This window comes from Staphylococcus sp. acrmy, assembly GCF_022690565.1.
In the GTDB taxonomy this organism is placed as follows: Bacteria; Bacillota; Bacilli; order Staphylococcales; family Staphylococcaceae; genus Staphylococcus; species Staphylococcus caledonicus.
The window spans coordinates 74,957-97,176 of record NZ_JALCVE010000009.1 but is presented as its reverse complement, the minus strand read 5'-3'; the positions used below and the strand labels follow the sequence as shown (position 1 = coordinate 97,176).

At 34.7% G+C, this 22,220-nt stretch carries 25 protein-coding genes; 10 read left to right on the top strand and 15 right to left on the bottom strand.

All coding sequences use genetic code 11. The annotated features are described in order from the left end of the window. Positions 1–14: 14 nt before the first annotated feature. Genes larE through larC form a run of 3 tightly spaced genes read left to right on the top strand, consistent with a single transcriptional unit; the run spans position 15 to position 2,825 of the window. Entirely contained in the window at positions 15–842 is an 828-nt protein-coding gene (gene larE, locus FH144_RS09875) for an ATP-dependent sacrificial sulfur transferase LarE (RefSeq protein ID WP_242315537.1), read from the top strand. Between the two features lie 12 nt (positions 843–854). Next, a complete protein-coding gene (gene larB / locus FH144_RS09870; protein WP_242315535.1) occupies positions 855–1,613 on the top strand; it encodes a nickel pincer cofactor biosynthesis protein LarB in 759 nt (252 codons plus the stop codon). 15 nt (positions 1,614–1,628) lie between these two features. Next, positions 1,629–2,825 carry a nickel pincer cofactor biosynthesis protein LarC gene (gene larC, locus FH144_RS09865; RefSeq protein ID WP_242315533.1) on the top strand — a complete coding sequence of 399 codons (1,197 nt, stop codon included), beginning with the start codon at positions 1,629–1,631 and terminating at the stop codon, positions 2,823–2,825. Between the two features lie 145 nt (positions 2,826–2,970). Here larC and FH144_RS09860 read toward each other — a convergent pair whose 3' ends face one another. The 5 genes from FH144_RS09860 to FH144_RS09840 all read right to left on the bottom strand — a co-directional run bounded on the left by FH144_RS09860 (position 2,971) and on the right by FH144_RS09840 (position 7,242). Continuing rightward, entirely contained in the window at positions 2,971–3,477 is a 507-nt protein-coding gene (locus tag FH144_RS09860) for a YwhD family protein (protein ID WP_242315529.1), read from the bottom strand. Positions 3,478–3,551: 74 nt separating this feature from the next. Further along, positions 3,552–4,868 carry an HD domain-containing protein gene (locus tag FH144_RS09855; RefSeq protein ID WP_198644968.1) on the bottom strand — a complete coding sequence of 439 codons (1,317 nt, stop codon included), beginning with the start codon at positions 4,866–4,868 and terminating at the stop codon, positions 3,552–3,554. A 17-nt stretch (positions 4,869–4,885) separates the two neighbouring features. Beyond that, positions 4,886–5,362: a GNAT family N-acetyltransferase gene (locus FH144_RS09850; RefSeq protein WP_242315527.1), complete on the bottom strand. Its 477-nt coding sequence runs from the start codon at positions 5,360–5,362 to the stop codon at positions 4,886–4,888. Between the two features lie 104 nt (positions 5,363–5,466). Next, the gene (locus FH144_RS09845) at positions 5,467–6,018 is read right to left on the bottom strand and encodes a flavodoxin family protein (protein WP_242315525.1); all 552 of its coding nucleotides are present in this window, start codon (positions 6,016–6,018) and stop codon (positions 5,467–5,469) included. Positions 6,019–6,306: 288 nt separating this feature from the next. Further along, positions 6,307–7,242 carry an aldo/keto reductase gene (locus tag FH144_RS09840; protein WP_242315523.1) on the bottom strand — a complete coding sequence of 312 codons (936 nt, stop codon included), beginning with the start codon at positions 7,240–7,242 and terminating at the stop codon, positions 6,307–6,309. Between the two features lie 146 nt (positions 7,243–7,388). Here FH144_RS09840 and hypR point away from each other — a divergent pair, with 146 nt between their 5' ends. The 4 genes from hypR (at position 7,389) to FH144_RS09820 (ending at position 10,169) form a co-directional block, all read left to right on the top strand. Beyond that, positions 7,389–7,829 (top strand): redox-sensitive transcriptional regulator HypR, encoded by a 441-nt coding sequence (gene hypR, locus FH144_RS09835; RefSeq protein WP_242315521.1) that lies wholly within the window; start codon positions 7,389–7,391, stop codon positions 7,827–7,829. After that, complete coding sequence (gene merA, locus FH144_RS09830) at positions 7,816–9,138, top strand: hypothiocyanous acid reductase MerA (protein WP_242315519.1); 1,323 nt, start codon at positions 7,816–7,818, stop codon at positions 9,136–9,138. The genes hypR and merA overlap by 14 nt, the downstream gene beginning before the upstream one ends. Before the next feature lie 289 nt (positions 9,139–9,427). Then, positions 9,428–9,631, top strand: coding sequence for a cold-shock protein (locus FH144_RS09825; protein ID WP_103166101.1), 204 nt, complete (start codon positions 9,428–9,430; stop codon positions 9,629–9,631). Between the two features lie 334 nt (positions 9,632–9,965). Further along, the gene (locus FH144_RS09820) at positions 9,966–10,169 is read left to right on the top strand and encodes a cold-shock protein (RefSeq protein ID WP_103166100.1); all 204 of its coding nucleotides are present in this window, start codon (positions 9,966–9,968) and stop codon (positions 10,167–10,169) included. Positions 10,170–10,383: 214 nt separating this feature from the next. Here FH144_RS09820 and FH144_RS09815 read toward each other — a convergent pair whose 3' ends face one another. The 6 genes from FH144_RS09815 to pta form a co-directional block, all read right to left on the bottom strand. Beyond that, positions 10,384–10,725 (bottom strand): DUF1450 domain-containing protein, encoded by a 342-nt coding sequence (locus FH144_RS09815; protein WP_198610866.1) that lies wholly within the window; start codon positions 10,723–10,725, stop codon positions 10,384–10,386. Positions 10,726–10,999: 274 nt separating this feature from the next. Then, on the bottom strand, positions 11,000–12,076 hold the full coding sequence (locus FH144_RS09810) for a phosphomevalonate kinase (protein ID WP_242315517.1): 1,077 nt from the start codon (positions 12,074–12,076) through the stop codon (positions 11,000–11,002). 12 nt (positions 12,077–12,088) lie between these two features. Beyond that, positions 12,089–13,072 carry a diphosphomevalonate decarboxylase gene (gene mvaD, locus FH144_RS09805; RefSeq protein ID WP_242315515.1) on the bottom strand — a complete coding sequence of 328 codons (984 nt, stop codon included), beginning with the start codon at positions 13,070–13,072 and terminating at the stop codon, positions 12,089–12,091. 4 nt (positions 13,073–13,076) lie between these two features. Then, a complete protein-coding gene (gene mvk, locus FH144_RS09800) occupies positions 13,077–14,000 on the bottom strand; it encodes a mevalonate kinase (protein ID WP_107507198.1) in 924 nt (307 codons plus the stop codon). 620 nt (positions 14,001–14,620) lie between these two features. Beyond that, positions 14,621–15,460, bottom strand: a complete 840-nt coding sequence (locus FH144_RS09795) for a lipoate--protein ligase family protein (RefSeq protein ID WP_242315513.1) — start codon at positions 15,458–15,460, stop codon at positions 14,621–14,623. After that, entirely contained in the window at positions 15,460–16,449 is a 990-nt protein-coding gene (gene pta, locus FH144_RS09790) for a phosphate acetyltransferase (RefSeq protein ID WP_242315511.1), read from the bottom strand. Before pta ends, FH144_RS09795 begins: the two co-directional genes overlap by 1 nt. Positions 16,450–16,622: 173 nt before the next feature. Between pta and hemQ the strand changes: the two genes are divergently transcribed. From hemQ to FH144_RS09775, 3 genes are all read left to right on the top strand, one after another. Further along, positions 16,623–17,372: a hydrogen peroxide-dependent heme synthase gene (hemQ, locus tag FH144_RS09785; RefSeq protein ID WP_242315510.1), complete on the top strand. Its 750-nt coding sequence runs from the start codon at positions 16,623–16,625 to the stop codon at positions 17,370–17,372. Positions 17,373–17,777: 405 nt separating this feature from the next. Then, positions 17,778–18,545 (top strand): threonine/serine exporter family protein, encoded by a 768-nt coding sequence (locus tag FH144_RS09780; protein WP_107507202.1) that lies wholly within the window; start codon positions 17,778–17,780, stop codon positions 18,543–18,545. Positions 18,546–18,557: 12 nt separating this feature from the next. Continuing rightward, a complete protein-coding gene (locus FH144_RS09775) occupies positions 18,558–19,010 on the top strand; it encodes a threonine/serine exporter family protein (RefSeq protein ID WP_107507203.1) in 453 nt (150 codons plus the stop codon). Between the two features lie 88 nt (positions 19,011–19,098). Here the strand turns inward: FH144_RS09775 and FH144_RS09770 are convergent, their stop codons facing one another. The 4 genes from FH144_RS09770 to FH144_RS09755 all read right to left on the bottom strand — a co-directional run bounded on the left by FH144_RS09770 (position 19,099) and on the right by FH144_RS09755 (position 22,120). Next, a complete protein-coding gene (locus tag FH144_RS09770) occupies positions 19,099–20,577 on the bottom strand; it encodes an APC family permease (RefSeq protein WP_242315508.1) in 1,479 nt (492 codons plus the stop codon). 91 nt (positions 20,578–20,668) lie between these two features. Beyond that, positions 20,669–21,037: a DUF423 domain-containing protein gene (locus FH144_RS09765; protein ID WP_242315549.1), complete on the bottom strand. Its 369-nt coding sequence runs from the start codon at positions 21,035–21,037 to the stop codon at positions 20,669–20,671. A 27-nt stretch (positions 21,038–21,064) separates the two neighbouring features. Beyond that, a complete protein-coding gene (locus FH144_RS09760; protein WP_242315506.1) occupies positions 21,065–21,460 on the bottom strand; it encodes a DUF5327 family protein in 396 nt (131 codons plus the stop codon). Beyond that, positions 21,461–22,120: a uracil-DNA glycosylase gene (locus tag FH144_RS09755; RefSeq protein ID WP_242315504.1), complete on the bottom strand. Its 660-nt coding sequence runs from the start codon at positions 22,118–22,120 to the stop codon at positions 21,461–21,463. Positions 22,121–22,220 lie beyond the last annotated feature (100 nt).

Below are 22,220 nucleotides of genomic sequence, written 5' to 3'. Positions count from 1 at the left end.
AAGGAATGATATACATGTCTGAATTACAAAATAAAGAATTAAAATTAGATTCACAACTTCAAGAAATGAAAAGCGTAGTTATTGCTTTTTCTGGTGGTGTAGATAGTAGTTTTGTATTAAAAAAAGCGATTGATGTTTTAGGTGTGAACAACGTAAAACCAGTCGTTGTGAAATCTGAACTTTTCAGAAATGAAGAATTTAATCAAGCGATTGAATTAGGTAGAGAATTAGGCATCGAAGTAATGGAAACTGAAATGTCTGAATTAAACGATGCTAATATTGTTAAGAATACGCCTGAAAGTTGGTATTATAGTAAACGTTTAATGTATAGCAATTTATCTCAAATCAAAGAAGATTTAGGCTTCAATTATGTATTAGACGGTATGATTATGGACGATTTAGAAGACTTCCGTCCTGGTTTAAAAGCGAGAGAAGAATTCGGCGTACGTAGTGTCTTACAAGAGGCTAAACTATACAAATCAGAAATTAGAGAACTAAGTAAACAATATGACTTACCAGTATGGAATAAACCTGCATTATGTAGTCTAACATCTCGTATTCCTTACGGTGAAGAGCTAAGCTTTACTAAAGTAAATAAAGTGAATGAAGCTGAAAAACACATTTTAAATTTAGGTGTTAATAATGTACGTGTACGTTATCATCACAATATCGCTCGTATTGAAGTAGCACAAGATGACTTAGCAACTGTTATTACAAATAAAGATAACATCACATTACGCTTAAAAGAACTTGGTTTTGACTATGTTACTGTAGATTTAGAAGGTTACAGAACTGGTAGTATGAATGAAGTTATCGATACAACTTCAACTAAATTAGTATAAGGAAGTATACACATGAGTAAAGATCCTAGCTCTATCGAAGACTTGCTCGAACGTGTAAAATCAAATCAAATATCAATTGATGAAGCTAAAGCCCAACTCAGTCACTATGACGAATTGGGCTTTGCTAAAATTGATTTACATAGAGCACAACGTCAAGGTTTTCCTGAAGTCATATTTGGCCAAGGAAAGACGAAAGAACAAATAGTTCAAATTATAACTAGTTTACTTCATCATAATAACGTTATTTTAGTAACTCGAATTGATCAATATAAAGCGGCGTACGTTTTAGAACACCACCCAAATTTAGCACATTACGCAGAGGCTAATATTGTATGTACTCCGTTAGATGAAATTGAGAAGTCAAAACATTATATTTCTGTATTATGTGCTGGCACATCAGATTTACCAGTTGCTGAAGAAGCAGCTATCACTGCCGAAGTAATGGGTATCCAAGTGAAGCGGTTTTATGATGTAGGTGTCTCTGGAATTCATCGTTTATTCGCTCACATCCAAGATATTCGTCACGGAAAAGTTTCTATTGTTATTGCTGGAATGGAGGGCGCACTTGCCAGTGTCGTAGGTGGTCTAGTAGATCATCCAGTTTACGCAGTACCAACTAGTGTTGGCTATGGGGCTAACTTAGATGGAATAACTACCCTGCTGTCGATGATTAATTCATGCGCTCCAGGAACAAGCGTGCTCAATATTGACAATGGTTTCGGAGCCGGCTATAACGCTGCTATGATTATTAACATGCTAGAAAACACATAGAATGGAGCTAAAACTATGAGTAAAGCCTTATATTTAGATTGCCATGCTGGTATAGCAGGTGACATGCTACTTTCAGCTTTAGTTGACTTAGGTGCTAATCCTAAAGATATTGAAAATGAACTAAAGCAGTTACCTATCGATGATTTTGCATTACATTTTCAAAAGAAAGTTAAACAAGGCATCAACGCTATGACCTTAAAAATCGACTTTCACGAACATCACCACCATCGCAAAGCTTCAGACATTTTTAAAATGATTGATGAAAGTCACTTAGCAGACCGGGTTAAAGCACGTAGTAAAAAAATCTTTGAAACTATTGGTTATGCTGAGGCAAAAATACATGGTATGACTATCGAAGATGTGCATTTTCACGAAGTCGGCGCCATGGATTCAATAATCGATATTATCGGGGGTTGTATTGCACTTGAACAACTCGGCATTGAAACATTATATTGTTCAGCCATTCCTACAGGCAACGGCAAAATCAATATCGCTCACGGTATTTACCCTATTCCAGCTCCTGCTACAGCTGAAATTTTAAAAGGTGTACCTTTAGCGAATTTCGATGTTCAAAGTGAATTGACTACTCCAACTGGTGCTGCCTTTGCTAAAAGTTTAGTGACTAACTTTGGACCATTCCCCGCCGCTACGATGATCGAAATTGGATATGGCGCAGGAAACAAAGATTTTGAATTCCCAAACATTTTACGTGTTATTCAATTTCAAGATGACCAAGAAAATACAAATGATCAAGTCCAAGTGATAGAATGCCAAATTGATGATATGACACCTGAAATGCTAGGACATTTTATGGATGTAGCACTACAAGATGGGGCATTAGACGTGTACTATACACCTATCACAATGAAAAAGAATCGACCTGCCATTCAATTAACTATTATTTGTAAAGTCAATGATAAGCACCATATTGAAAATGTAGTACTAAATCATACCTCATCATTAGGCGTAAGAAGCTATACAGTAAATCGACGCATTTTAAGTCGTGCTTTTCGTAAAATTAATACTCAATATGGCGATATTACAATTAAATTCTCTTTAAAAAATGGTAAAATTTTAAAAATGAAACCTGAGTATGAAGAGATGAAAAAAGTAAGTGTGGAAGAAACGATTCCCTTGCAAAACGTTTATAACGAGGTTATGAAAGCTTTATACAATAATTATAAAGTAGGCGATGAATTAACCGAGGAATAGACACTACTTTAGAATGAAAATAAAATGTTATATTTTTATAAAACGAGGCATGAAGAAGAAGTTTAATTAGAACTCTCTCTTCATGCCTCTTTATCTCAGTCAATTACTAGCTAAACTAAAAACTAAGATATATTAAATTTCAAATTTATTTTAATGCTTCGAATAATTCTTCACTAGAATTATTCCACATTTCTTCATTATGTGATTTCAAGAAGTCTTTTAAAACTTTTTTATTATCATCACCAATATGATCAACGATAATTTTATGTTTCATAGATTTATCCATCATATTAACATGTTCGGGCATACTTTTATATCCACGACGAATGCTTTTATTAACCAATAGATAGCAAGCTGTAACACCTGCATAGTAAGGGCCATTTTCACCACGTTCAGTAGTCACCCAACATAGCCAGTATTCTTTAGCTTCTTCGCCTTCTACTGTTTCTTTATCAGTGATCCATTTTACGCCCTTTTCAACTTGAGCACGCGCATGCATGCCTCCGATATCAATAAACGCTTCTTTCTCCGCAACATCTATAAAGACAGGTGCGATATTATCTAAACTGATTGATCCAATATTTGTACCCTTATGGCCATCTAAAGGATCATTCCTAATAATATTAAATTTAAAACCTTTGTTCTCAGACACTGTTACACCTCCAAAAACTTAACTTTTATATTTATTATATTATGAGTTATTAATGAAACTTTCAACGAATCAATTTAATTCATTTCATTTAGTAAATTAATGATAGAACCTTTAATTTGTGGATTTTCAATGTTGAGTATCATTTCTTTTGGATAATATAATTTATAATCTTCCCGATTAATACCTGTAATACTTGAAATTACAAGGGACTGGCTACTTATTTCTCTAATACTACCGTTTCTTCTTAATAAATGAATCGGCTGTCGATTTGAACCTGGACGGTCATAATCATATGGTAAATCCGAGAAAGCTTCGCTAACGAAGTAATAATCAGCGTCTATACCACCTTCAATAAATAGTTCCTGTAATTCAGTAATCGTAATAATCGAACCATCAAATGGTATGTATTTAAATAAATCACGATTAATAAATCTTCGCGCTAAATCACTAAGTATCGCATCGTTTTCATTAACCCACTTTTTCAAATAATACAGTACTACCACTTCATCTAACTCAACATACTGTTCTATAGTAATAGTCTCTTCAAAAAACGGTACAAAATCTTCCGGATACATTTTAAAATGATAGCCTTCTTTATACAATTGCTTTACTCGTTTCAAACAATTGTTCAATAAGACTTCTCCGCCTCTACTAACTGGATGGAAGTAGATTTGCCAATACATTTGATATCGACTCATAATAAAGTTCTCAACAGCGTGCATACCACTTTCTTTAATCAGTACTTCATCTTTAGATGGTCTCATTAAACGTAGTATTCTCTCCATATCGAACGTTCCATAAGATACACCTGTAAAATAAGCATCACGTTGTAAATAATCCATGCGATCGGCATCAATTTGCGACGAAATCATGGAAATTACCAATTTATTTTTATGAGTCTTATTAATAACATCAGCTACATCTTGTGGAAATGTCTCAGAAACACGACTTAATACTTCATTTACTTCAGTGGGACCAGTAATAATTGCCTGTGTAAAGGCCTCATGGTCAGTATTAAATATCTTTTCAAAGCTATGGGAAAACGGTCCATGTCCTAAATCATGTAAAAGGGCAGCACATAATGCTAGGGGTCTGTCCTCGTTATTCCACGCCTCACGCCCCACAAAAGTTTCATCAATCATACGGCGCACGATTTCATAAACACCTAGAGAATGCCCAAAGCGACTATGTTCTGCAGTATGAAAGGAAAGATACAGTGTACCTAGTTGTTTAATACGACGTAAACGTTGAAATTCTTTAGTTTTAATCAAATCCCAAATAAGCTGATCTTTAACATGAATGTATTTATGAATTGGATCTTTAAATACTTTCTCTTCAGCTAATTTCTGGTCAACATAAGATGTTTGCGTCAAACTTATCCTTCCTTTCATATTATTATATTAATAAATTATAAGTGTTTCTTCATTAATGCTAAATCGAGTTGTTCTCCATACATTTCTGGTTGGTAAGAACGAAGGATTTCAAATCCTTGATTTTGATAATATTTGATAGCACCTTTATTCTTATTGTCTACTTCTAAATAAACTGCATCATATTTACCTTTGAAATGGGCTAATCCATTTTCAAGTAAATCTGTGCCATAGCCTTTATGCTGATATTCTGGATGAACATAGTGTGCTGATAGATATAAGTCTGTACCATAAATAAAGTTTGCAAATCCTACAATTTCATCTTCGTCTTTAGCTACTAAAAATAATTGTTCTTCTAAACGTTTTTTTAAATGTTGTTCATTATATGAAGCAGCAAGTAACTCATTAATCGTTGATGCGGCATAAATATTTAAATATGTGTTATACCATGCCTTAGTAGCAATATCTCTAATAGCTACTACGTCATTTGCTGTCGCTTCTCTGACTTTATACATACTTGATTCTCCTGACTCTACAATGGAATTAATAATGAAATTATATCACAGACCGCAGACAAGCGCTCAATATAGAAGTTGCGCTATAAATAATTGGAATTTTATTATATTTCAGTCGCGTTGCCTAAATTTTCTTTCCATTCTTTAGCTCTTTCTAAAGCAAATGCATCTTTAGAGATATCACCTGGTCTTTCAGCCGTGCCAATAATATATCCATTTAATTCTGCACCTATAAAATCTAATGTGTATTTCATTTGAGTAATACAAGGTTTCGCTTTTACTTTAGGGCAATCTCCCCCTACTAAGATTAAACGGAAATCTATTTTTGCCATTTTCTCTTTAAAATCACTATAATTAGGATCTATAAGTGTTTCGGACCAGTTATCAATAAATGCTTTTAATGAGGCTGACACACTATACCAATAAACTGGAGAAGCAAAAATAACTACGTCACTTTCTAACACTTTATCTATAACGCCTTTATAGTCATCTTGATATGTAGTAATATCTTCATTCTCATGACGTAAATCTCTTACTGGACTGAATTGATATTCCGTTAAATCTATCCAGTCATATTCTAACCCCTCTAATGCTAACTTTGTTAACTGTGCAGTATTACCTTCTGGACGGCTACCACCAAATAAAACTGTAATCATTTATATTCCTCGCTTTCTATTAATTTCACTCATTCATTTATGTATAAGATATCGTTTATATTTTATTATTATGTTATGACTTTGTGCCTGACGTATACGTCTTACTTACTACTTACACAATGTGTTAGTACCCTATTCAATACATATTTATGTAAGATTGCTAAATTTCATTCTAGAAAGAATAACGCTCGTACATGATTTAAGAACTCAAAAATAGTCTCGCATTTTAAAAAAGCTCCTACACATATATAAACGGTGTAGGAGTCTTAGTTACTTTATTTTTTTACATTATTTGATTGGAAATAGGTCATCGATTTTTTTAATCTCATCGTCACTTAACGTTACATTAGCCGCTTCAATATTTTCTACAACTTGTTCAGCACGTTTTGCGCCTGGAATCACTACATCAAGTGCTGGACGTGTAAGATAGAAAGCTAATACGATGTTCGCTATAGAAGTATTGTGCGCTTCCGCAATTGTTCCTAATTCTTTCACACGGCGTACATTATCTTTAAACACTTCTGGTTGGAAGTCACGACGTGTTGCACGATGATCATCGAATGTTTGGTCTTCATCATATTTACCTGCCAATATTCCAGAGGCTAATGGGAAATAAGGGACGAAAGTAATATTATTGTCAGCTGCATACTTCATTATTTCTTCATTTTCACGGTGTAATAAATTGTATTCTAATTGAACTACGTCTACATAACCCTCTTTATTGGCTTCTTTAAGTTGTTCTAATGAGAAGTTAGAAACACCAATTGCTTTAATTTTACCTTCTTGTTTAAGTTCCTGTAATGCTGCAACGGCTTTATCTTTTGGCGTATTTTCATCAGGAAAATGAATATAGTATAAATCAATATAATCTACTTGAAGACGTTTTAAGCTATTTTCAACTTGTTGTTTTAAATACTCTGGGTCATTATTTTGAACCACTTCATCATTATCTTTAATAACATGTGAACCTTTAGTAGCGATTTGAACTTTCTCACGAGGATATTCTTGAACAACTTGGCCAACTAATTCTTCAGAACGTTCTGGTCCATAAATATATGCAGTATCTAATAATGTAATACCATTGTCGATGGCTTTTCTTACTACCTCTTTACCTTGTTCTTCGTCTAAATTTGGGTATAAGTTATGTCCACCTACTGCGTTTGTACCTAGTGCGATTGGGAATACACGTACATCTGATTTACCTAATTGTACTAATTCTGCCATTGAAGACATCTCCTTTATAATCACTTTAAATTTGATTTATCTCATTTTACAGTTTACCCACTTCTTTTTACAGTCATTCATATTGACTTTTCTTATACTATATATTTTAATGTAACTAATAAAGTTACATTAAAGGTGGTGACATCATGAATTTAGAATTTAATATTTCTGTTCATGTGCTTAGTTTTCTAACGAAGCATCGTGATGAACATTTCAGTAGTCAGGAATTAGCACAACTCACCTGTCTTAATCCGGTGCAATTACGTCGGGTAACTACCGTTCTAAATAATCATGGATTTATAGACGCCCTACGTGGACAAGGCGGTGGATACCGTGCCAATAACACGACACCTACTATAAAATTATCTACGTTGTATCAACTATTCGTCGTAGATAAAACCAGTTCACAACGCATTTTCACTGGTAATGAACAAAGCCATTGTGCTATCTCCAGAAATATTGCACACACGATGGCAAATTATAAAGAACAAGAAATAGCTTTAATGCTTGATTTTTACAATAAATTAACGGTTAGTGACGTTATTAAAGAGATTATTAAGGAGGAGACAACACATGTCACATTATAATTTGTTAATTATCGGTTTCGGTAAAGCAGGTAAGACGCTTGCTAAATATGCAGCATCACAAGGCCAACATGTTGCCTTAGTAGAACAATCGTCAGAGAGCTACGGCGGCACATGTATAAATCACGGCTGTATTCCTTCTAAGGTACTCGTTCATGATGGGATTGAACGTGTAGATTTTGGTTCTGCCTTTTCAAGAAAAAAAGAAGTCGTCAATGCATTAAATAAAAAGAATTATGGCAATTTAGCCAATGATGACAAGATTGAAGTTCTAGATTATAAAGCGCAATTTAAATCAAATACTGAAGTGAATTTAGTAGACGAGAATGGCGAAGTTGCTCATACCGTGACTGCAGATAAAATTGTTATTAATACAGGTGCGAAGTCTAATATTCCAGATATTAAAGGTATTGATACAGCACAGAATCTTTATGATTCACGTGGTTTATTAAATATTGAGTTTCAACCTAAAGATTTAGTTATTATTGGCGGGGGCTATATTGCGCTAGAATTTGCTTCCATGTTTGCAAACTTCGGGTCAACAGTTACTGTAATTGAACACGGGTCTCAAATTATGCCGAGAGAAGACAAAGAAGTCGTAGAACATGCTGTAGCGGATTTAGAGGCTAAAGGCATTACGTTTGTAACAGACGCAGACATACATGAATTTAAAAATGATGATTCGCGCACAATTGTAGAAACGTCTAAAGGCGCTTTTACTGCTGATGCTGTGTTATTAGCTACTGGACGTGTGCCAAATACTGACTTAGCCTTGGAAAATACTGATATTACTCTAGGCGAACGTGGAGAAATTAAAGTGAATAATCATTTACAAACTTCAGTAGAACATATCTATGCAGCTGGAGATGTCAAAGGTGGACTACAATTCACTTACATTTCATTAGATGACTTTAGAATTTTAAAATCTAAACTATTTGGTGATGGTTCACGTACGACAGATAATCGTGGCGCTATTCCTTACACAGTGTTTATCGATCCGCCATTATCTCGTGTTGGCTTAACTGCTAAAGAAGCCCAAGCTCAAAATTATAATTATGCGGAAAATAAAATTTTAGTTAACACTATTCCTCGTCACAAAATTAATAACGATGGACGTGGCATATTTAAAGTTGTTATTAATAAAGACACTAATGAAATTTTAGGCGCTACTTTATACGGTAAAGAATCTGAAGAAATTATTAATATAATTAAATTAGCGATAGATCAACATATTCCTTATCACGTGTTACGCGATAACATCTACACTCACCCTACTATGGTTGAATCATTCAATGATTTATTCAATCTATAAGAATAATAGTGGATAAAACTATTAAAAGTTTTAAATTTTAATTTTTAAACGTGAAGCATGCTCAACCTCGTCACATCAGTATTTTAAACACACCTGATATGTATAAAATATTTTTATCATAATTTTTTATATTGAAAAGCTTTACTTATTAATAAATATCCGTTATAGTTGGACTTACGTAATAAAAGCTCGTGTATTTAATTGTAGTGTGTTTATCTAGAAATGCTCTCCTTTTTATAAATGAATTTGTTACAAATATTAAGTGCAAAAGCACGTGGAGGTATTCTATATGAATAACGGTACAGTAAAATGGTTTAATGCAGACAAAGGTTTTGGCTTCATCGAAAGAGAAGACGGTGACGATGTATTCGTACATTTCAGTGGTATCGCTGGTGAAGGTTTCAAAACATTAGAAGAAGGTCAAAAAGTTGACTTTGACATTACTGAAGGCCAACGTGGCGAACAAGCAACTAACGTTGTTGTAATGTCATAGGATTAAACCTATGCTTAACACTAAGAAGAATTCATTTTCTTCTTAGTGTTTTTTTATGTGATCGTTTAATTAGTTTTCAATACATTTCAAACTATAATTTTAGGACTCAATTTCTTGTATTACAAGGGTTCAAGCCTCTTTATTAATATATAAATTAAACTTATCACTATTTTTATTAATAAAAAGCTTTACTTATTAATAAATATGAGTTATAGTTAATCTAACGTAATAAAAGCTCGTGTATTTAATTGTAGTGTGTTTATCTAGAATGCTCTCTTTTTAATAAATGAATTTGTTACAAATATTCGTGCAAAAGCACATGGAGGTATTCTATATGAATAACGGTACAGTAAAATGGTTTAACGCAGAAAAAGGTTTTGGTTTCATCGAAAGAGAAGACGGTAACGATGTATTCGTACATTTCAGCGGTATTGCTGGCGAAGGTTACAAATCTTTAGAAGAAGGCCAAAAAGTTGAATTCGAAATAACTGAAGGTCAACGTGGCGAACAAGCAACTAACGTTGTTGTAATGTCATAGGATTAAACCTTACTTGAGAACTAAGAAGAATTTATTCTTCTTAGTTCTTTTTTTATGAACAAAACTCAAAATTAATACAATCTAACAGATGACATCATCCCGTTTCCCAAACAATACGTCAAAAAGGAGGCTCTTCAAATTTTAGCTTTAACCTAAAATTTCGAAGAGCCCTTCTTTTCCAACGATATATATTTATTATTTCCAGTGTAACATCTTATTTCACAGCTTTACGTTTAGCCAATTTTTCTTTTAATTTTCTATCTTGTTCTTCTTTACGACGTTTACGTTCTTCATTACGCTTTCTTAACCGTTCCTCTTCTTCAGGATCACGTGGTTTTTTAAGTTGCGTTGTTACTTTCTCCATTAGTTCATCTTCAGTTAGTGCAGCAAGTGGACGGTTATTAACAAACGCAAATGTTTTACGGCGTCCTGGTCCACAATACGATTGACACCCTATTTCAATTTCCGCCTCTGGATCTAATTTTTCAAGTTTGCGCTTTAATGATTTAAGATTAACCGCCTGACATTCATCACATATTAAGAATTTATTCTTCACCTTGCTACCCACCTTTCTCTCTATACTCATAGCCATGGACTAACATTAGGACATTTCTCACTTTCATTGAGGAAAAGCTCCCATAAAAACATTTAAAGTTAACTCAATAAATTATTAATCTGTCCTAATCATTATCGTCTAATTTAACTCTAATAATTTTACTCTTTTTACTGGAAAATTCAAGCACTGTTTCAAAGAATACATATTTCAATAAAAAAAGAGCAAGCTCACAATTCTTGTATCGAATTCTGACTCACTCGTTCCTCTTAACGCATTACTGTCCGTGATAAATTCTAAATTTTAATGGTTTAATACCATGGGCTTCCCATTCGCTATAAATGCGTTGCTTATCAATTTTATTATCAATAATAGTAATACCACAGTCGCCTCCACCGGCGCCCGACGTTTTCGCAGCGCCACCGAAACGTTCACCAATATCACATAGCAGTTTTAAATTTTCCGTTTCAATATCCACCGTTGCTTCATTATCCATTTGTTGGATAATGCCACGATTTTGGCGAATCATTTTTTGTACGCCTTTAATGTTATTCGTTTTAAACGCATAAATTAAATTCTCTACACAAGAATGTGATTGGTCTAAGAATTTTCCATAAAAAGTAGGATCTGATTTAAGGCGTTTCACTTCACTTACTAAATGAGGTGACGATGCAGGAGAACCCGTCCATCCTATTAACACTTCCATGTTCTCTGGAGCTTGTAGAGGCTCTATATGAAGTCCTGGCCAGTTCTTCTCTAAGACGTCATTGACAGACGTTTCTTCCATCTGTTGTTTAACCCAATCATGGTCAAATGTACTATAAGCGAGCCAACCACTATATACACTTACTGCGATATCACCGCAAGAACTCAAACTTTGCAATCTCATGTTTGCAATAACCGCTAGTTTATAAATGTATAAGTTAGATAATTGCATCTCATAAAATTCATTTAAGACTTTCACAACTGATACTAATACGGCAGCACTTGAACCTAAGCCATATTTTTGACCTGAAGCATCATCTAAATTACTATCGATTGTTAAATGAAAATGTTTTAACTTAACATTACAACTTCTAGCGTATTGTTCGAAGACTTCAATAGCTGTTACAACATACTTTAATCGATTAGCTGCATGAGGATCTGAAATTTCAATCTTATCTTCATTGCGATAGAATGTGATTGGTTCATAATGTAATGTTTTAGAATGAATTGTACCCATTACTTCGTTTGAAGCTTCAATGACAGCTGTAACAAAACGGTCTACCGCGATTAAGACCGATTTATAGCCTGGCTCGGTCACTGCATATTCACCTGCTACATAAAGCTTTCCTGGCGCTTTCACCTGAATCATTGTATCTCTTCCTTACTTAATTATTTCGATTCCTGATTTCGTGATATCACTTGTAATAATTTGTTCTTGATCAAATGTTTGTAGGAATTTATCTACAATTGCTTGTTGGTTTTTCTTTTCAATAAGAACTTTAACATTAGGGCCTGCATCCATTGTAAAGTAACAAGGAAGTCCTGCTTCTCTACATTCATGGACGATGCGCATTGCCTCATAGCTTTCTGGAACTAAATATGTAAATGGTGGTTGCGCACCTAAATTAGTTGCGTGCATACGTAACCCATTCGCTTCAATCACTTCACCCATACTTTTGAAATCTTTATTAGCTATTGCTTCTTTTGTTTCTTTTAAATCTGCGTCTACATGATCTAGCCAATATTGATAGAAACGTGAAGTTTCACGTGTTAAGGACATACCTGAACGGCTTGAAACCTTTTTCGATTTATTATTAATTACAACGAAGATCATGGCCAAGTCGTCTTCCCAACCATGTGCATCAATGCTATGCGCAAATGAAGTCGCATCGTCATGACCCTTTTCCCATTCGGCAAAGCCACCGTAGACACTACGTGAGGCTGAACCAGAACCACGGCGCGCTAAGCGAGATAAGTCTTTATCAGATAAACCTAATTGGAGAGCTTCATTACATGCACCAGCTAATGCTGCATATGCGCTAGCGGAAGAAGCTAAACCTGCCGCTGTAGGGACAAAATTCTCACTTTCAATCAGTGCATGTTCAGTAATGCCCGCTTCCTTACGAATCATTTCCATGTAACGTTTAATCTTGGCACTTTCTTTAGCATTCACTTGTTCGCCATTAAGAACTAACTGGTCTTCAGTTAATGCCTCATCAAATGTTACACGCGTTTCAGTATAGAAACGTTCTAATGTAACTGATAAACTATTATTCATCGGAATAATCAGCGCCTCGTCTGCTTTACCCCAATATTTAATCAGTGCAATATTCGTATGTGCACGTGCTTTACCGCTCTTTTTCAATGGTTTATCCTCCTAACTTCTCAATCCATGTGTGTTGTGCTCCAGCTTTTTCTGCAGCTGCTACGATATTTTTAGCAGTCTTTAATTCTTTCGCTAGAATCAACATACTGCCACCACGACCGCCACCAGTTAATTTACCAGCGACTGAGCCATGTTGTTCGCCTAATTTAAGCAACATCTCAATTTTCTCATGACTTACAGTTAACGTTCTTAAATCATCTTGGCATTGATTGAAAACATCTGCCAATTGATCAAAGCTATGATGTTCGATGGCATCACTTGCTGAATATACTAAAGAACCAATATGTTTAATAATATCCATATATTTTTCATCGTTATCACATAATTGATGAACGTCTTCAACCGCTTGTTTTGTCGAGCCTTTGACGCCTGTATCAATAACGACCATATAGCCATCTAAATCTAATGTTTTGAGGATTTCTACTTCCCCTTTTTGATACCATACAGGTTGGTTTGTGACGATTGTTTTAGTATCGATTCCACTTGGTTTACCGTGCGCGATACGTTCAGCCCAGTCCGCATTTTCTAATAATTCTTTGTCAGTTAATGGTAAACCTAAATAATCATAACTCGCTCTAATAAATGCGACAGCTACTGCCGCACTTGAACCTAATCCTCTTGAAGGAGGTAAGTTGGCTTGAATTCGAACTAATAAAGGCTCTTCTACTTCTTTAATCTCAACGAAATGACCAACCAATGATTTCAAATGTTCTGGTGCATCATACAAAGGTCCGTCATAGACATCACTTTGAATCGCAGAATAACTGCCTTTTTCCAAACTTTCAATCAACACTTTAACTTTTCCTGAAGTAAACGGAATCGCAATTGCCGGTTGTCCAAATGTTACCGCATGCTCACCGATTAATATTATTTTACCGTTAGACTCCCCATAGCCACGTTGTACCATGATATCTCACCTTTAATATTCTTTCTGAAAATTATTTCGAGGCTCGCATACACATCCATTGTGCTATACACCCTCAATTGTTATCCCGCATTGTCTTATAATTATGTAGGTCACTAGGACACTATAAGTGATTACTCTATACACCCGATTCATCAACTTTAAAAAGTACGGGCATATCCTAGTTTCCATATATCTTCTGTTTATCATTAATTGTTTAATTATCTATTTGTCTATAACAATATGTTTATCTACATCTATCAAATTTAAATTTAATAAAAAATTATGTTATAAAACTCATACCAATAAATAGTATAAAACTTTGTTAAAATTAGTTCAAAACTTAAAAATATTAATACCCTAAATTTCGAATTTAATAACATAATCTACTGCCTTATGACAGTTTTTTAAATTAGTCCACCTAAACTATATTACTATAAAAATTATTAGGAATATAGCAATTTGCGATGATTTTCATAGATTATTCGGTCTTAAATCACTTTTTTTGTGCGACAATGAAGGCAATAAAATCTTTAAAATTGCATTAAAATTTTATCGCCTTTCAAAAAAAGAGACTTTTCACTACTAATAAAAAGTAATAAAAAGTCTCTAACGTTTATTCACTATTCGGCCATGGAACGATTCATCTTCTCGTTACGCTCGATCATCTTATTAAAATAACCATCGTAACGTTGCCATTCATCGTCTGTAATTGACTCCATGTTTAACTTGCCACCTAAATCTTTAATTGCATGTAGTAATTGGAACATTACATCTTGCACTTTAATTTCACGTTTGAACAACGTTTCTAATGACGCCATACACTCTGGTTGAATATCTGGATAACTAAATTTAGTTATCTCGCCTTTAAGTGCACGTTCATAAAAGACACGCATCATTTCTGCACGTTCGGCACCAGAGCCTTCTACGCACAAATAAATTTGTACGGCAATGCCACCACGTACACGTCTTTGTGAAATACCTGCAAACTTTTTGCCATCAATACTTAAATCAAATTTCCCAGGACAATAAGAATGCTCAATTTCTCGAGTATCTATATCTACATCTTCATCTTCAAACATTTTACAAATTAGTAAATACATAACTGTAAATGCTTCATCGATAGTTGTTTCAGTTTGTCCTTTGAAAATAAGCGAGATATTTAAAATGCCTTGATCAAGTACCACACCGAGTCCACCTGAATTTCTCACAATCGCATTATAACCAATCTCATCGGTTAAATATTGGATGCCGTCTTTAAGATACGGCAAACGAGAATCATGAATACCAAGTATCACGGTATGTTGATGAATCCAAGTTCTTACTACATTGCATGATAAATCTTTTCCTACACTTTCTGAAAACGTGTCATCAAACGCAAATGACTGCATTGGCGCTAAGCCAGAAGAATGGTCTATATAGCGCCAGTCAATGTCATTAAAATATTTGCTTGCTAAATCCATTATTGTAATGTTTGAGCAGCAGTGATGATTGATAATTTATAAACGTCTTCAGTTGAGCAACCACGTGATAAGTCATTTACAGGTGAATTTAAGCCTTGTAATACTGGGCCAACTGCGTCGAATCCACCTAAACGTTGTGCAATTTTATATCCGATGTTACCAGCTTCTAAGCTTGGGAATACGAATACATTTGCATCACCTTGAAGTTTTGCACTTGGTGCTTTTTTCTCAGCAACAGAAGGTACGATAGCAGCGTCGAATTGGAATTCACCATCGATAACTACATCATCTAAGCCTTCAGATTTAATTTTTTCTTGTGCTAATTGAACAGCATTTGCAACTTTATCAACATCGTCAGATTTAGCTGAACCTTTAGTTGAGAAACTTAACATTGCTACGCGTGGATCCATGCCAAAGCTTTTAGCTGATTTCGCACTTTCAACAGCGATTTCTGCTAAGTCAGATGATTCTAATGTTGGGTTAATAGCGCAATCGCCAAATACATATTGTTGGTCATCTTTAATCATAAAGAAGATACCAGAAGTTTTAGATACACCTGGTTTAGTTTTAATGATTTGTAATGCAGGACGTACAGTGTCGCCAGTAGAATGCGCAGCACCACTTACTAATCCGTCAGCGTGACCTGCATAAACTAACATTGTACCGAAATAGTTCACATTGTTTAATAATTCGTCCGCTTGTTCTTCAGTTGCTTTACCTTTACGGCGTTCAACGAAAGATTTAACTAATTCTGGTTTTAATTCACTTGTAGATGGATTGATTACTTCGATATTTGAAACATCTAATCCTTTATCTTGAGCTAATAAATTAATTTTGTCATAGTCACCTAATACAACAGGTGTTACATAATCAGTTGCTTGTAATTGTGTAGCAGCTGTTAATACACGTTCGTCTTCACCTTCAGGTAATACGATTCTCACATTTTTTCCTGAAAGTTTTTCTTGTAATACATCTAATAAACTAGACATAAGGCCCTCCTAAATAATTTCATAATTATGTTTGCACCTTAATTATACTTTATTTTATACGAGATTTCCATTTCACTAATTTGTAATCATTTAGGTATGTCTCCCTATATGCTTTATGATAAAATTTAACCTGTATTAAGTGATAAATATCTTAGTTTAAAGGAGCGATACACATGAGCGAAGCAGCTGAAACTTTAGATGGTTGGTATAGCCTTCATTTATTTTACGCTGTAGATTGGGCGACATTTAGATTAGTGCCCGAAGATGAACGTGAAGCGATGATTATTGAGTTTAAAGCATTTATTAATGATAAAGCTAGCGCTAGAGATAACCAAGCAGGTGATTATGCGCTCTATAATATTACTGGTCAAAAAGCCGATATCTTATTATGGTATTTACGTCCAGAAATGAAAGAATTAAATGAAATTGAAAATGAGTTAAATAAATTACGCATTGCCGATTTCTTTATTCAAACATACTCTTATGTATCAGTAATTGAATTAGGAAATTACTTAGCAGGTAAATCAGATGAAGATCCTTACCAAAATCCACATGTAAGAGCACGCTTGTATCCTGAACTACCAAGATCAGAATATATTTGTTTCTATCCAATGGATAAACGCCGTAATGAAACATATAACTGGTATATGTTACCAATGGAAGATCGTAAAAAATTAATGTATAACCACGGCATGATTGGTCGTAAATATGCAGGTAAAATTAAACAGTTTATTACCGGTTCAGTAGGTTTCGACGATTATGAATGGGGCGTAACATTATTCGCAGACGACGTCTTACAATTCAAGAAAATCGTCTACGAAATGCGTTTTGATGAAACAACTGCTCGCTACGGCGATTTCGGTGGTTTCTATATAGGCCATATCTTAAATACTGAAGATTTCGAAACATTCTTTGCAATTTAATTACAAATGAAATATTGATATATATATAAAATGAGGGTTCAAGTTGGAACCTTACGTTGCCAATTTGAACCCTCTATCTCTAGGGCCTAACCCCTAGCTTCTTCGTGTAGTATGTGTTGGGAGAACTTAATTACTACTCTGAATCATTAACATTCGTAAAAATATTGTCGCTACCCAATATTATTCACAAATTGTTAACTAATTATTATTTAACCAAATTGTAATATTTTGAAACATTATGTGGAAAATTTGTTTATACTTTTTAATTTAAATATATTGCAACATTATACTATTCCGTTTTTATGAAAATTTTTTATCAAATTGCGAACATTTTATTAATAACAAGTAGTATTTTCAATATGCATACACTATAATAATGAGTACATCTTAACAAATGGTGATGAAATGGATAATATAAAAACAAATGAAAATGCAGATGAAAAATTAATCAAAGACGTGGTTATGATGGCCGGTCGTATCTTATTAGAGTCAGGGGCGGAAGGCACCCGAGTTGAAGATACGATGACACGAATTGCTCGCAAATTAGGCTATTCCGAAAGTAATAGTTTTGTTACAAATACAGTCATTCAATTTACATTACACAATGAATCGTATCCACGAATTTTTAGAATTAACTCGCGTGATACCAATCTCATTAAAATCTCTCAAGCAAATGAAATTTCTCGCCTTATCACTAAAGGTGCAATTTCACTCGAAGATGCAAAGAAAGAATTGGAACATATTTACGTGGCTAAGCGAGATAGTAGCTTACTTTTCAAAGGAATTGCTGCAGCTATTATTGCTATTAGCTTCCTCTATCTACAAGGTGGCCTACTTATCGATGTCTTCACTGCCTTATTAGCTGGCGGTTTAGGTTATTTAGTGGTTGAAATATTAGATCGTCGTTTACATGCACAATTTATACCGGAGTTTATAGGTTCCTTAGTCATCGGAGTCATCTCCGTTCTTGGACATTCACTTGCTCCTAGCGGTGATTTAGCCACTATTATCATCGCCTCTGTAATGCCAATTGTACCCGGGGTACTCATTACCAATGCCATTCAAGATTTATTCGGTGGTCATATGTTGATGTTTACAACGAAATCGCTAGAAGCCCTCGTAACTGCTTTTGGTATCGGTGCTGGCGTGGGTTCAGTATTAATTTTAGTTTAGGAGTGCACACACATGTTTTGGATATTAAATTTATTATTTAGTTATATGTCTTCATTCTTTTTCTGTGTAATATTCGACGCTCCTAGAAGATTATACTTATCTTGCGGTTTTGTAGGGGCATTTGGTTGGATGGTTTATATTCTGTTTTACCATGGCTTCAGTATTCATACGATTTATTCAAGCTTTCTTGGTAGTCTAGCGTTAGGTCTGATTAGTCATTACATGGCTCGCAGAAAGAAAGAACCCGCGATTATATTTATGGTACCAGGCATTATCCCTCTCGTACCAGGAGGCCTAGCTTTCGATGCGACAAAGAACCTTGTCTTACTAGAATTTGGACAAGCAATTAACACAATGCTTGAAGTAACACTTATTGCCGGAGGAATTGCTCTAGGATTACTATTCGCAGACCAAATCTCTAAAATTATCATCTCTGGCTTCGATATAAGAAGAAAACGTATTTAACTTCATATTAAATATAAAAGCTTCGAATGGAATTTAAACAATCCATTCGAAGCTTTAACTATATCTACATGTTCATATTATTTTTCATCTATTTATTCGTATCTTCTATCATTTCTTCAACTTCATGTTCAGAACGATTTAATATCAAACGACTTAATTCATCACTGTCAATTTTCTTCAATTTAGGATAACGAATCGCAAAGAAAATCAATCCGATAATAAGCCAACCACCTAACGCTATATAAGATGGCGTTGAAAGTGCTGCTGGCGAACCAGGCACTAATAATAATAGAAGGAAAATGAATGACACGATTGAGCCTAAAATTGCGAATGTTTTATAAATTGGCCCATACGTATTACTTTGTTTATTATAACTAAATAATTTAGCTGCTGATAAACATGTTACAAAGTAGGCAATAGATACACCTGTTGATGACATATCTACAATCCAAGTTAAGGCAGTACGGCCTAACCAAGGCGCAATTAATGTTACTGCTACTAGGAAGATGATTGCCACATAAGGCGTTTTATATTTACTGTGTAATGTGCTAAAAGCTTTTGGCATAATGCCAGAACGTCCCATTGAGAATAGTAGACGACTCGCACTCATTAGGAAACCGTTTAAACCTGTAAATATTCCCATAATAATCGCAATAGCTAATACACCTAAACCTACATAGCCAAATGCAATTTGTGTCTCAGCGCCAGTCACCCATAAATTACCATTTAAACTAGCATTGCTTGTGCTTAACCAGCCAGTATATAGAAGCATAACAACATAAGTTAATGAAGCTGCTAATAAACTATACACAATTAATTTAAATGTTTTATCTGGTGAAAAGTTAAATTCTTCAGCAGTTTGTGGAATATTGTCGAAACCAACATAAGCCCACGGTGCCACGGCTACAATCATAATAATTGAAGTAAACCATCCACTCTTAGGATTTGCTAATGGTTGTAAGTTACCAAAATCAAAATTATTACCAAAGAATGAACCGACGAACATTAAAATAACTACAATGACCATCGCCACACAGAAATAATACTGTAATGAACCAGAAACGCTTGCGCCACGAATCGCAACGAACATGAATACAAGTAATAAGATTGTCGCTATAATAATCTCAGTTATGTACACGTCCCAGCCTGCGACGGTGTAAAGTCGCCCATTATTTAATATATTTGGTAATAAGAATTTAACTAACAAACTAAATGCGGTGGCGTTCAATGCTACTACACAGACGTAACCAAACGTTAAAAACCAAGATGAGAAGAAACTAACGTATCTCCCGAAACTTAAATAACTAAATGCAAATGCCCCACCTGAAACAGGGAACTTTTCAACTAGTGCGCCATAACTTACCGCGATTAGAATCATTAGTAATGCACCTATAACAATACCAATCGATGCAGCAATCGGACCCGATTGTTTAATCCAATCGCCAGGTAAGATGAACGCGCCCCAACCTATACATGAGCCATAAGCAATTGCCCATACAAATTTTTCGGAAAGGTTTTTCTTCAAATCCCCTCTATCTATATTCGGATTCTCTTTTTCTTTACCCATAAAATAAACTCACCTCAAGTATATTACATACCCTGAAGGTGAGCTATTTAATCTCAAATCAGTATTCATTATTCAAATAGAATATGATTAATTATCCAACAAATTTAAATGTAGAAATGATAAGCATTAACCAACCTGCAATAAAGAGTACGCCACCAATTGGAGTCACTGCTCCTAATATACGGATTTGCGTTAACGCTAAGATATATAATGAACCACTAAAGAACACGACACCTAAGAAAATAAGCCATCCTGCCCAATTCACATTGATTGATGTTGTACCACCAATTACTCCAATGATAAGCAATCCAAGACCATGATACATTTGATAATTTACCGCTTTTTCCCATACAGACATGTATTTGTCTGAGAGTTTATTTTCAAGAGCATGCGCACCAAATGCACCTGTACCTACTGACATCATCGTACATAATGCCCCTAGAATGATAAATACTTTCATCATCGTTGCTCAACCTCCCTTTTCAATTTAAAAATCAAATATTGAATCTCCGTTACCAATTTCATCATCTGTCACCATAGTATTCGATGGCAAGCTCTCATTAGTTGATGATTTCATAGAATGAGGTACTTTACCACCCATCGCTTCAATCTCTTGCGCCGTCACTGTAGGTTTATCTTGAGGAGTATTAGTCGTTTGATGCGCTACGTAATCAGTCGTTTTACGTTTATTTTTTGAAAATGAGTTCGCCGTCACCGTATCTGTAAAATCATGACTTGGCGCATTGCTAGATGACCCTTTAGCGTAAAGTGACGTTAACGTATGAATCGTATACATATGTTTTTCAAATTGGTATTCATTCACCGCTTCATCTGCTTGTACTAATTCCTGTTCAATTAATCGAATAATATCGTCTCTATTCATCTAGCTTTCCCCGCTTTCACACCATTGTATAGGCGTTTTACCTTTAGATTCTAAAAACGCATTAGCACGTGAATACGGTTTTGAGCCGAAGAACCCACGATACGCAGACAATGGGCTTGGATGTGGAGATTTAATAATATGATGTTTAGAAGTATCGATTAATTTAATCTTCTGTTGTGCAGGTTTACCCCACAATATAAACACCACATCTTCACGATGCTCTGAGACCGCTTTAATGACTTCATCCGTGAATGTCTCCCAACCAATATCTTTATGAGAATGTGCTTCACCTTGACGTACAGTCAAGACAGTATTCAATAATAATACACCTTCACGCGCCCAATCTTGTAAATGTGGCGACGTTCTATGACAACCAATATCATCTTCTAATTCTTGATACATGTTTCTTAATGATGGTGGAAACTTCGCATTCGGTTGTACCGAGAACGCTAAACCATGGGCTTGATTTGGACCATGATAAGGATCTTGCCCTAGTATAACTACTTTAATATTTTCAAACGGCGTTAAATCAAATGCTTGATAGATATTCTCTTTATCTGGATAGACCACTTGAGTAATATATTCTTTTTCTAGAAAATCATGCATTGCTTTAAAGTCGTGTCGTTCTGTAATGTCATGAAATATTTCTGACCATTCCATCGCATTCACCTCTTGCCATATTTTAACATAATCGCCCCCTTTTCAGTTACCGATTTCTCCCATAACTTGTAGCTAGCAAGAGTGAAGAAAAACGTGATAT

Coding starts and splice junctions, on each gene's coding strand:
- hypR (WP_242315521.1), top strand. CDS start 7,389: ATGAATTTAGAATTTAATATTTCTGTTCATGTGCTTAGTTTTCTAACG.
- FH144_RS09845 (WP_242315525.1), bottom strand. CDS start 6,018: ATGATTACAGTTTTATTTGGTGGTAGCCGTCCAGAAGGTAATACTGCA.
- FH144_RS09780 (WP_107507202.1), top strand. CDS start 17,778: ATGGATAATATAAAAACAAATGAAAATGCAGATGAAAAATTAATCAAA.
- FH144_RS09770 (WP_242315508.1), bottom strand. CDS start 20,577: ATGGGTAAAGAAAAAGAGAATCCGAATATAGATAGAGGGGATTTGAAG.
- FH144_RS09825 (WP_103166101.1), top strand. CDS start 9,428: ATGAATAACGGTACAGTAAAATGGTTTAATGCAGACAAAGGTTTTGGC.
- FH144_RS09850 (WP_242315527.1), bottom strand. CDS start 5,362: ATGTATAAAGTCAGAGAAGCGACAGCAAATGACGTAGTAGCTATTAGA.
- mvk (WP_107507198.1), bottom strand. CDS start 14,000: ATGGTACAACGTGGCTATGGGGAGTCTAACGGTAAAATAATATTAATC.
- larB (WP_242315535.1), top strand. CDS start 855: ATGAGTAAAGATCCTAGCTCTATCGAAGACTTGCTCGAACGTGTAAAA.
- FH144_RS09755 (WP_242315504.1), bottom strand. CDS start 22,120: ATGGAATGGTCAGAAATATTTCATGACATTACAGAACGACACGACTTT.
- hemQ (WP_242315510.1), top strand. CDS start 16,623: ATGAGCGAAGCAGCTGAAACTTTAGATGGTTGGTATAGCCTTCATTTA.
- larE (WP_242315537.1), top strand. CDS start 15: ATGTCTGAATTACAAAATAAAGAATTAAAATTAGATTCACAACTTCAA.
- FH144_RS09765 (WP_242315549.1), bottom strand. CDS start 21,037: ATGAAAGTATTTATCATTCTAGGGGCATTATGTACGATGATGTCAGTA.
- FH144_RS09795 (WP_242315513.1), bottom strand. CDS start 15,460: ATGGATTTAGCAAGCAAATATTTTAATGACATTGACTGGCGCTATATA.
- pta (WP_242315511.1), bottom strand. CDS start 16,449: ATGTCTAGTTTATTAGATGTATTACAAGAAAAACTTTCAGGAAAAAAT.
- FH144_RS09810 (WP_242315517.1), bottom strand. CDS start 12,076: ATGATTCAGGTGAAAGCGCCAGGAAAGCTTTATGTAGCAGGTGAATAT.
- FH144_RS09840 (WP_242315523.1), bottom strand. CDS start 7,242: ATGGCAGAATTAGTACAATTAGGTAAATCAGATGTACGTGTATTCCCA.
- FH144_RS09760 (WP_242315506.1), bottom strand. CDS start 21,460: ATGAATAGAGACGATATTATTCGATTAATTGAACAGGAATTAGTACAA.
- FH144_RS09855 (WP_198644968.1), bottom strand. CDS start 4,868: ATGAAAGGAAGGATAAGTTTGACGCAAACATCTTATGTTGACCAGAAA.
- FH144_RS09775 (WP_107507203.1), top strand. CDS start 18,558: ATGTTTTGGATATTAAATTTATTATTTAGTTATATGTCTTCATTCTTT.
- merA (WP_242315519.1), top strand. CDS start 7,816: ATGTCACATTATAATTTGTTAATTATCGGTTTCGGTAAAGCAGGTAAG.
- larC (WP_242315533.1), top strand. CDS start 1,629: ATGAGTAAAGCCTTATATTTAGATTGCCATGCTGGTATAGCAGGTGAC.
- FH144_RS09820 (WP_103166100.1), top strand. CDS start 9,966: ATGAATAACGGTACAGTAAAATGGTTTAACGCAGAAAAAGGTTTTGGT.